Raw genomic sequence first — 11,096 nt, forward strand, 5'->3', positions numbered from 1 at the left:
TCCATTTGATTTAGCTCTCTAGATGTTCTGACACATCTTTCTTCCTTCTTTTAAATTGACGTTGCTGTTCTTTTCCTTGTACTTTCGTACTTCTTTCAGGTTTTCTTGTTCAGTTTTCAAAGATCGTACACATCAAGTGCTTCTATACTTTATCAAATAAATAAGAGTAAGTCAAATATTTTTTTATTTTTTTATTCAATATCTTCTATGGATACACAATATACATTTTGTCCATTTAATTTTTCCGTTTTACAGTAACAATAATCCAGTAATTCTTTCTTTGTCTGTTCATCACACATTGTATTCAGATACGTTTTTATTACCTTTTTTTTATTGGATTGTACATATGCTTTTTCAATATAAGTACTTCCTTTATTAAGTGTTTTCGCAATCGCTGGAATAAGAATACTGTTTTCCAGATTTTCTCCTATCATTAAATTAAAAGCTTTCTTCTGAACAAATCCTTTCAAAATATGAGAAAACGAAATCGGATAATTCATAGATTGTTTCAGCCAATCCGAATTATAATTACCTATAAAATAAAAACTGTATACTGGATGATTGGAACGCATGACTTTATTTTCTTTCAAAGCATGTTCAATGCTTCTGGAATATACATCTGAACATGTTTTAATACTATCATATCCATAGCATTCTTCTCTAATCGTCTTCCAGTCTTCATAATCATAATACAGATTCATACAGGCCGGATCTAAAGTAGAATACGAAAAAGAAGGAATCATTACACAACCTTCTTTTCCGATTACTTCAAACAATGCATCAAGCAAGCACTGATATCCACCAATCACAGAATTCCATTTTGATAAATTTGCCTGCAGACATATCAGTGATCCGTTCCCAATTCCTAATGACTTGAATAGATCAATAAAATCACTTTTTAATATTAATTTACTCATAGAAATATATTATCAAAAACTAAAATTCCATACAAGCATGCACCGCTCTTTTCCATCCTGCATAAATCTGTTCTACATTTTCCTTTGTTCGCACCGGCTTAAATACACGGTCTAATTCAATATTCAGATCCTCTTTTTTCCAGAATGAGCAACACAATCCAGCTAAGTAGGCCGCTCCCAATGCGGTACATTCATTTATTTTTCCTCTTTCAATATTGCACATTAGAATATCGCTTTGAAATTGCAGTAAAAAATTATTTGCTGCTGCTCCTCCATCCACTTTAATTACACTCAATGTGACTCCACTATCTTTCACCATTGCATCTAATACATCTTTACTTTGAAAAGCCATAGATTCCAGTGCAGCACGGGCTATATGATTCTGATTGGTTCCAAATGTCAATCCAAAAATAGAAGCTCTGCACTTATCATTCCAGTATGGTGCCCCCAATCCCACAAAGGCAGGAACAATATACAGTCCATTGCAGCTATTCACCGAAGTTGCCATTATTTCTGTATCAGAAGCCTTTTGTATTATTTTCAAATCATCTCTTAACCATTTAATTAAAGAACCCGATACAAAAATACTCCCTTCCAATGCATATGTAACCTGCTCTCCAATTTTCCAGGCTACTGTACTTACCAGACCTGAATTCGAATGAACGATTTTATCTCCTGTATTCATCAGCATAAAGCCACCCGTTCCATATGTATTTTTAACGTCTCCTTTTTTAAAACAGCTTTGTCCAAATAAGGCAGCCTGCTGGTCTCCAACCACTGAACAGATTGGAATTTCTTCATTTAAAAAAATCGATGACATCGTATTTCCATAATGATAAGATGTTGGTTTAATTTCCGGTAAAATACAGGAAGGAATATGGAACAACTCCAGAAGATCTTTGTCCCATTTACAATTTTCAATATTAAATAATAAAGTTCTTGATGCATTGGAAACATCCGTTATATGAACTTTCTGACCAGTTAATTTCCATACGATCCATGAATCCACCGTTCCAAACAGAATATCTCCTTTTTCCGCTTTTTCTCTTACTCCCTCTACATGATCCAAAATCCATACAATTTTAGATGCTGAAAAATATGGATCAATACGCATTCCTGTTTTCTCTATGATCAATGGTTCATACCCCTTCTGTTTCCACTGATCACAGATCTCATTTGTCTGTTTTGATTGCCAAACAATCGCATGATATACAGGCAGCCCTGTATTTTTATCCCATAAAATTGTTGTTTCTCTTTGATTGCTGATACCAATTGAAACAATCTGCTTTAAAGAAATTCTAGCTTTTGAAACAACATCCATGCATACAGCCAGAACAGATAAATAGATTTCATTGGCATCTTGTTCCACCCATCCAGGCTGTGGATAAAACAGATTCGTTTCTTTCTGGGAAATCGCAACAATCCTTTTTTCATGATCAAACAGGATTGCTCTTGTGCTTGTTGTTCCCTGATCAATTGCCATTATATAAGTTTTCATAGTACACCTCTTTTGTTTATTATAAAACAAAAAACACTCAGATTAAACTGAGTGTCTGAATTAACTTCTTAATACAGCTTTACATTCTTTTTCAATGGCCTGAATGATATTATTAAATACTGTATTAATTTCATCTTCTTTTAAAGTATGAGTATCTGACTGGAACAGAATTGACAAGGCTACCGATTTTTCTGAATCTTTTACATGTTCTCCCTGATAAACATCAAATACTTCAATATTACGAATGATTAATTCTTTATTGATTCTACCTTGTTTTTTCATCACAGCCATTACTTTTTCAACTGGCATATTTCGATCAGTAACAAATGCTAAATCTCTCGAAACTGAAGGATATTTTGAAATTGGAGTATATTTTATTTTTGATTTCTTAATATTCAATAATGCATCACAAGACAATTCTGCCATTATTGCATTTTTTATTCCCGTTACTTTTGCATAATCCGGATGAATCTGTCCTATCACTCCCACACATTCTTTTCCAATGTATATGCATGCACTACGATATGGATGGAAATGTTTTACATCCATTTTGTTTTCTTTAAAATAGATTCGTGAAGAAGCAATTCCCATCTGATCCAGCAATCCTTCAACCAGACCTTTTGCTGTATAATAATCACAAGGCAACTGATAACCTGTCCAGCGATTTTCCTGTAAAAGACCACTTAACACAAACGCAAGATGACTAAAAGACCCATTTTTATTTGAAACATCCGAATATTCAAATACACTGCAATCTTTATTTCCTCGAGCATGATTATAAGATACGACATCTAAAAGACTTGGTAAAATACTGGTACGTATCCATCTTCTTTCTTCGCTCATTGGAATGGATAATTCAATCGCATCCCCATCTGATAAAATCGCATTGTCTTTCTTTTCTGTGCTGATCAGAGTATAAGTAATACAATCCTGTAATCCCTGAGATGTAAAATAAGATCGTATCATTCGAATCATCTTCTGTTTTTCATCCAGTTTACCCTCTGTCATTTCCATTAATGGAAGTGTTGTAGGTAATGAATCAAATCCAAGAATACGAATCACTTCTTCTGCCAAATCCGCTTTGCCTTCTACATCTGTACGATAAGAAGGAATTGTTACGATAAATGTTTCCTCTTCATATTCAGGTTTAAAATGTAAACGATTGAAAACATCAAACACCTGGTCTCTGGTAAAAGAAGTTCCTAAAACATTATTAATATCTTTTAATGTGCATGTAATGATTTTATCCTGATATGGATTTGTTCCAAATTCGACTGTTTCTTCAATTTCTTTCGCATCTGCATATTCAATCAGCAGCTGTACTGCTCGATCCAATGCTTTTTTTGCAGCCAATGGTTCAATTCCTTTCTGGTAACGAATACTGGCTTCTGTTGCTAAAGATAAACGACGGGCTGTATTTCGAATGGAAACATGATCAAAATGAGCACATTCAATAATTAATCCTTTTGTAGTATCAAGAATCTTTGAGTCGTCACCACCCATTATACCAGCTATTCCAATCGGTTTTCCCTGATTTGTAATCACACAGTCTTCTGGTTTCAAAGCATAGGTAACTCCATCCAATGCTGTATAATCTTCATTAAAACCATCTGCTACTGTAATTTCCTGATTCACAATGGCATCTTTATCATAAAAATGCATTGGCTGACCAGTTTCTAACATTACTAAATTTGAAATATCTACCACATTGTTTATTGAATGTATACCACTGGCCATTAATAATTCTTTCATCCATTTTGGACTTTCTTTAATTGTAATATTTCCAATCACTTTTCCTAAAAAATAAGGACATCTTGAAGTCGTACTGTTAATTTTTAAATTTGTAGGTCCACCAATATCACTGGCACCATCAAAAACCGGTAAAGTCACTTTTCGATTTAGAATAGCGCCTGCTTCCAGTCCCATAGAAAAAGCCGCAAGACAATCGGATCGATTTGGTGTTAAACCAATATCGAGAATTTCATCATCCAATCCCAGATATCCTAATGGATCCTCATTTCCAACTGGAGCCTGTTCATCCAGAATTTCAATTCCTGACAATTGTTCTTCCGTCAATAATTTTGGATCCACTCCCAATTCAAATAAAGCACAAATCATCCCTTGTGAAGCTTGTCCACGAATCATTCCAGATTTAATAATTCCTCCTGGAAGTTGTGCCCCCGGTTTGGCTACAATCACCTTTTGTCCAGCTTTAACATTAGGAGCCCCACAAACAATATCCAGTACTTCATTTCCAATATCTACTTTTGTACAATGTAAATGATCGCTATCTGGATGATCTTTACATTCTTTTACATAACCAATTACTAAATTGGTTCCCTGGCTCTGTTTTTCAACCGCTTCTACTTCAAAACCAGCCGCAGTTATTTTTTCCTGTAACTGTTCAATTGTTAAATCACGAATATCCATGTATTGTGATAACCATTTTCTAGAAATTTTCATATTCGGTCCCCCCTATTCAAAACGTTTAAATTCTTCACTAAAGCGCTTATCGTTTGTATAGAAGTGACGAATATCATCAATTCCATATTTCAACATTGCAACACGCTCGATCCCTACTCCAAAAGCAAATCCACTTGCTTTTTCAGGATCGTATCCTGCCATTTTTAAAACATTCGGATGAACCTGACCTGCTCCTAATATTTCGATCCATCCAGTTCCTTTACATGTTGGGCATCCTTTTCCATTACAAATATGGCAAGATACATCCACTTCTACACTTGGTTCTGTAAAAGGAAAATAAGAAGGTCTAAAACGAATTTCTTTATCCTGACCAAACATTTTTCTGGCTAGAAATAATAGCGTTCCTTTTAAATCACTTAATGTGATATTCTCTCCTACAACCAACCCTTCCATCTGCATAAACTGATGAGAATGTGTCGCATCATCATCATCTCTACGATATACTTTCCCTGGACAAACCACCTTAATTGGCTTTGGTGCACATTGTTCAAGAACAACCATCTGAATTGCTGTCGTATGTGTTCTTAACAATTGATTTTCATCAATATACAAAGAATCCTGCATATCACGAGCTGGATGATCTTTAGGAATATTTGCTCTTTCAAAGCAGTATAAGTCATCCACAATGTCACTGCCTTCAATTACCTGGTATCCTAGACCAATAAATAAATCTTCTAATTCCTGTGTGATCAGATTTAATGGATGTAAATTTCCTACATTTGGTTTTCTTCCAGGTAATGTAATATCAATTTTTTCACTTTCGATTTTTTCCAGTGTTTCTTTTTCTTCCAATTCAATTTTCTTCTGATCGATCAATGCTGATAATTCACTTTTCAATACGTTAACTTTCTGACCAAATTCTGGTTTTTCTTCTTTAGGAAGATTTTTCATTAATTTCATTAAACCCTGTACAGGTCCTTTTTTTCCTAAAAAAGAAACTCTTAATTCATTTAATTCGGACAGATTGTCCACATTTGAAATTTTTTCAATTGCCTCCTGACGAAGTTCATCAATTTGTTTCATATTGTTCCTTTCTATTATGAAAACCATAAAAAAAGACGATATAGGAGCGATTTAACGCGGTACCATCCTATTTCGCCTTTAAGCACTTAATTATCATGATAACCGTATGAAACGGAAGAGGATTAACTCTTGCTCCTGGGTGAATTCATTATTCCTTCTTATCTTAAATCTTTCAGCCTTTGAATTTAAGTCTCTTTATAAGGTTAAATAAGTACTAGTCCCAATCAACGTTTTAACAAGCTTGATTATACAGAATAAAAATCAAAACTTCAAGATTTTATGACACAATACAATCCCTATTAAAGAAGAAATACCATCTAAAATCACATCATATACAGATGGATTTCTCAGCGGAATAAAACATTGGTGAAATTCATCACTGCAGGCATAAAGAAAACAAATCAATAAAACGATTCCAGCCCATTTTTCTGATTTCTCTTTTTTACAATGATAAGCCAGTATTCCAAGTACAAAATATTCAAATGCATGTGCCATTTTCCTTATAATAAAATGTAAAAAATCAATATTCTTAAGTGGCAAAATCAATTGTAAAAATTCTACAATTGACATACTTTGTGAACTGGATTGAATGGATGACTGCATTGAAAAAAAGAATATTAGCCCCATCCAGACAAGCGTACAAAGAATTATGGCAGGATTAAATTTTTTTAACAATGTTTCCTCCTGACTTAACAATGGAATGATCTGGAACGACTCCACGAACACAAGATACTGGATAAACATTTGAATGTACGCCAATGACAGTTCCTGGATTTAAAACACTATTACAGCCGACTTCAACATAGTCACCTAACATAGCTCCGAATTTTTTCAGTCCCGTTTCGTAGTTCATTTCGCCATCATGAACCACAACCAGTGTTTTATCTGATTTTACATTGCTTGTTATAGAACCTGCTCCCATATGAGATTTATATCCCAGTATACTATCTCCAACATAATTGTAATGAGGAGTCTGAACACAATCAAACAAAATTACATTTTTTAATTCAACACTGTTTCCAACAACACAGTTATCCCCAATTAAAGCGCTGCCACGAATGAAAGCACCATGTCTCACTTCTGTATTAGCCCCAATAATACAGGGAGCCCCTAAATAAGCACTTTCGAAAACAGTTGCACTTTTATGAACCCATACATTTTCTTTTATTTGTTCATATTCATCCGATAATGAAGGTCCTGTTTGAAGAATAAAATCTTTAATCCCTTTTAATGCCTGCCATGGATATTCAAATTGATTTAAATAATCTTTTGCAAGCGTATGATCTAAATCATATAATTCCTGAATTTTAATCATAAAACCACCTCTAAATCATTTTATATTATATGCAGAAAGATTTCAAAATTTTACTTTTCAAAATATTCCTTCACACCTTTTTCGTATTTTCTTGAAATGGGTACAAATGAATCATCTGATAAAAAAAGATGATTTCTATGATACTCTTTAACATATTGTAAATTAACTAAATAACTAAAATGGATACGCATAAAATCATCACTTACCGTTTTTTCAAACTCATCAATATGCTTATAGGTTGTATACTCTGTTCCATCCATCATATGTACCATTGTCTTTCTCTTATCTCTTTCAAAATAGATAATATCCTGTTCATATAATACATACACAACATTTTTCCATGAAATACGAATCGTATTCTTATCTTTTATCTTTAACTCGGATCTTAACCGCGATAAAGCATCTGGAAAATAAGGAATCAATTCCTTTTTGTAGATAAAAGCAAAATGTCGAATATCATATACTTTATATCCCACTTCCAGATTCGAACCCACAAAAATAATATTCATATACGGAAAATCTTTATAGATACGTACTGTATTTTCTTTCCAGCACTCTAAATCGGTATCTATAATCAGCACATTGATTTTTCTGAAATTCGCTTCTGTAAGAAAACAATAAAAATTTGGAAAAACATAAAGTGGAATCATTTGATTGGCACATTCACTTTCTAAATAAAATTGTATGTAATTAATTATATCTGTATCCTGTGAAATAACAGCAAAACTTAACATTACGAATTCCTATATCCCTTTCTCTTGAATAATATTATATAATGTAAATAACATTTAAATTGATAAAAAATTCAATTTTGTTTTGATAAAAATTACATTAAATTGGTTATAAATATAATTATGAAATCGTTTTCATCAAATTTAATCACTCATTTTCGTCATATTTATTCATCTTTAATCAAATTGATTTTTTTAAATGTACTATATCTTATATAATAAAATCACGTCTATATAATAATTCTAATATTTGACACTAACAGTGTCAGATATTAAAATTGCACTTTTAATTTTTTTTATATATAATTACAGCATGAGAATCGAATCAGTTCAAAATAAAAAAATCAAAGAATTTGTTAAACTTCATACAAAAAAAGGAAGAGATGAAAAAAATCTTTTTATTGTAGAAGGTCATCATTTAATACAGGAAGCATTACAATCTTCCTGTTTGAAAGAACTGTTTATTCTAGAGACAGTACAGAATCCATTTTCTTTTCCAGCCATAGAATGCACACAAAGTGTAATCAACAAATTGTCCAGTCAGATTTCAAATGCGAAAATGATTGGGGTTTGTGAAAAACAAAAAAACTCCGAAAAGAAAAAAAAGAAAGTGATTTTTCTGGATGAAATACAGGATCCTGGTAATATGGGAACGATCATTCGAACGGCTCATAGCTTTGGAATAGAAGCAATTTATTGTTCTAAAAATTGTGTAGATGTTTACAATCCAAAGACAATTCAAGCCAGTCAGGGGGCATTGTTTCACATACCGGTTTATTATTGTGATTTATATCAGATGGTATCTTCTTATCGTAAAGACAATATGAAAATTTTTGCCACCGCTCTTCATCAGAAATCTATTTTTTTACAGGATGTTTCTATACCCGATTGTTATGGAATTGTGTTTGGAAACGAAGGAAGTGGAATTCACCAAGAATTAATTGAACAATGTGATGAATGCATTAAAATTGAAATGGCAACATTTGAAAGTTTAAACGTTGCCATTGCAGCTTCCATTTGTATGTATACTTTTCAATATCAAAAAAGGTAGCATTTAAATTGCCTTCTATCAAATAAACAGAATTAACAGATTGTTTTAAGGACAAAACTTAGGTTTTGTCCTTTTAATATGACAGATTCTGACTTTTGGATTTGCTTGTGTTTCTAAAGTATCAGCTTTATCTCATACTTTAGATATCTTCTGTTTGTATAGCAATCCTGCTTATAGAATGTACACGTGATCTTCTGTAACCATCACCCTAAATAAATCATATACAGAATTTTATAAATCCAGTATGCACTTCGTGCAAATTAAGTACTACTTTTTAACTTTCTTTTCAATATAAAACCTCCCAGTCCAGTGTTTAATTTCTTACACTATCTACTGAGAGGTCATCCAACCAGCTAAATTCACTTTAATTTTTCTATAAATTTATTTTCATTCACAATAAAACGTTCATGATATCCTTTTCCAATGATTTCATCATTTTCTGTAGCAATTACCTGAAAACAGACTTTTCGATCATCTATTTTTGAAATTTCAGATGAAATATAAATTGTTGCACCAATTAAACTGGCTTTATCATGAGAAACATTCAGATAAGTTCCTACACTCGTAAATCCTGGTTCTAATTGTCCTTCCAGACAAAGACAAGATGCTTCCTCCATCCAGGAAATCATTTGTGGAGTAGCTAATACTTCCAAAGACCCACTTTTCATTTCTTTTGCAGAGTGTTCCATTTGAACCGTTCTTTTAATAGTGACAGATTTAAATTCCATGATACCTCCTATGAACTTGTGCTATAATACAAATATGAATCAGGATCAGCTCATTTATGATAATGCGAAAAAAAGAGTCAATCGTAACCATTGGTTTGTATTCTTAATCGTTCTTATCTATTTTATAACAATCTATTTAATATTCCAATCTTATTTTATACAGAAAACACAGTTTCCAATCCAGAAAATCATGGTGGCAAGCTTTATAAGTGAAATCTGTCTTTATGGCCTGTTATTCAGCTGTCTAAGTTTTGGAAAAAAGATATTCCGCTCTCTTTACTGGATAGGTATCCTGTATTCTTTCTGTATGATGGGAATTCCTGTATATTATATATTTAACGATTATTTTCATATTCTGCCCTACCTTGTCTGGGTGATTGCACTCTTTATAAAAAATATCGGGCTGATACATTATGGAAAATATCTTAAAACGAATCGATGGGCAAAAATTGTATTCGATCATGAAATTGAAATTGAAGAAGATCAGGATATTGAAAATATCTATTTGGAGACGAATCAGAAAGAAAAAGAAGAGCCTTTCACTCTTCCACAGCTCTGTTTAAGATTAGGTATTTCAATTTATGGTTCATTGCTTGTCTTCCCAATTTTTATGCAGATTTTTTCTTCTTTATTTGCTTCAAATGATCTGCAGAATGTTTTTGCGACAAAAGCAATGTTTATTTTCTGCATTTACACTGCAGTAATCTGGACCATTCCTCTTTTCTGCTTTTACTTTAATCAGCCCAATTCAAAAAAAGTGGTTTATATTTGTATCCTGCTGGAACTGGTTCGTATTCTTGTTTATTCAAAAACACTTTATTCTTACTATATTCAGAATATATATCCAGTAAGAGTCTTTATCTTTTTTATCCTGGCGGATCTTATCCGTTATATCTTCTTACTGATCAGCATAAAACCTATATTAACAAATAACGTATCAGACTGATACGTTATTTGTTTGCTTCTATATAATGCATTAAATCTTTAAAATTTCCCTGAGGATACTGGCTGTAATCTAAATTCTTCGTATTTAATAGATTATCCGTTAACAGGAATACATTGAATCCCAGTTTTTCTGTGATCATATCTTCCAAAACATCATTTCCAACCATTAAACATTTTTTTGGATTCAAATGAAATAAATCTACAATTTCCTGATAATAGATTAAATTTGGTTTACAGGAATGTGAATTTTCATAGGTTGTGATATGAATAAAATCATCTGGTTCTAATCCAGCCCATCGAATACGTGAATATGTCGCAACTTTTGGGAAAATAGGATTGGTTGCCAGAATTAAAGTCGTTTCTTTTTTCAAAGATTTAATTATTTCCGGAACCATTTCATTTTT

The 11,096-nt window shown here is 32.4% G+C and carries 11 protein-coding genes; 2 read left to right on the forward strand and 9 right to left on the reverse strand.

Features of this window, described 5'->3' with window-relative positions:
• Positions 1–191: 191 nt before the first annotated feature.
• The 7 genes from FYJ50_RS10165 to FYJ50_RS10195 form a co-directional block, all read right to left on the reverse strand.
• Entirely contained in the window at positions 192–917 is a 726-nt protein-coding gene (locus tag FYJ50_RS10165) for an AAC(3) family N-acetyltransferase (protein WP_154461598.1), read from the reverse strand.
• A 19-nt stretch (positions 918–936) separates the two neighbouring features.
• Positions 937–2,415, reverse strand: coding sequence for a glycerol kinase GlpK (gene glpK, locus FYJ50_RS10170; RefSeq protein ID WP_154461600.1), 1,479 nt, complete (start codon positions 2,413–2,415; stop codon positions 937–939).
• Positions 2,416–2,475: 60 nt separating this feature from the next.
• Positions 2,476–4,878: a phenylalanine--tRNA ligase subunit beta gene (pheT, locus tag FYJ50_RS10175; RefSeq protein ID WP_154461602.1), complete on the reverse strand. Its 2,403-nt coding sequence runs from the start codon at positions 4,876–4,878 to the stop codon at positions 2,476–2,478.
• 12 nt (positions 4,879–4,890) lie between these two features.
• Complete coding sequence (pheS, locus tag FYJ50_RS10180) at positions 4,891–5,922, reverse strand: phenylalanine--tRNA ligase subunit alpha (protein ID WP_154461604.1); 1,032 nt, start codon at positions 5,920–5,922, stop codon at positions 4,891–4,893.
• 261 nt (positions 5,923–6,183) lie between these two features.
• Positions 6,184–6,597 carry a VanZ family protein gene (locus tag FYJ50_RS10185; protein ID WP_205946514.1) on the reverse strand — a complete coding sequence of 138 codons (414 nt, stop codon included), beginning with the start codon at positions 6,595–6,597 and terminating at the stop codon, positions 6,184–6,186.
• Positions 6,581–7,237, reverse strand: a complete 657-nt coding sequence (locus FYJ50_RS10190) for an acyltransferase (RefSeq protein WP_154461608.1) — start codon at positions 7,235–7,237, stop codon at positions 6,581–6,583. Before FYJ50_RS10190 ends, FYJ50_RS10185 begins: the two co-directional genes overlap by 17 nt.
• A 50-nt stretch (positions 7,238–7,287) precedes the next feature.
• The gene (locus FYJ50_RS10195) at positions 7,288–7,971 is read right to left on the reverse strand and encodes a LytR/AlgR family response regulator transcription factor (protein ID WP_154461610.1); all 684 of its coding nucleotides are present in this window, start codon (positions 7,969–7,971) and stop codon (positions 7,288–7,290) included.
• A 310-nt stretch (positions 7,972–8,281) separates the two neighbouring features.
• Here FYJ50_RS10195 and FYJ50_RS10200 point away from each other — a divergent pair, with 310 nt between their 5' ends.
• Complete coding sequence (locus FYJ50_RS10200) at positions 8,282–9,019, forward strand: TrmH family RNA methyltransferase (protein WP_154461612.1); 738 nt, start codon at positions 8,282–8,284, stop codon at positions 9,017–9,019.
• Positions 9,020–9,378: 359 nt separating this feature from the next.
• Here the strand turns inward: FYJ50_RS10200 and FYJ50_RS10205 are convergent, their stop codons facing one another.
• Positions 9,379–9,747 (reverse strand): thioesterase family protein, encoded by a 369-nt coding sequence (locus FYJ50_RS10205; RefSeq protein ID WP_154461614.1) that lies wholly within the window; start codon positions 9,745–9,747, stop codon positions 9,379–9,381.
• A gap of 34 nt (positions 9,748–9,781) precedes the next feature.
• On the opposite strand from FYJ50_RS10205, the gene FYJ50_RS10210 reads away from it, so the two are divergent.
• Positions 9,782–10,693 carry a hypothetical protein gene (locus tag FYJ50_RS10210; protein ID WP_154461616.1) on the forward strand — a complete coding sequence of 304 codons (912 nt, stop codon included), beginning with the start codon at positions 9,782–9,784 and terminating at the stop codon, positions 10,691–10,693.
• A 4-nt stretch (positions 10,694–10,697) separates the two neighbouring features.
• Here the strand turns inward: FYJ50_RS10210 and FYJ50_RS10215 are convergent.
• Positions 10,698–11,096: HAD family hydrolase (locus tag FYJ50_RS10215; protein ID WP_420841805.1), on the reverse strand; the 399-nt coding region annotated here is incomplete at its 5' end.

The sequence above is a fragment of the Floccifex porci genome (genome assembly GCF_009696175.1).
In the GTDB taxonomy this organism is placed as follows: domain Bacteria; phylum Bacillota_I; class Bacilli_A; order Erysipelotrichales; family Erysipelotrichaceae; genus Floccifex; species Floccifex porci.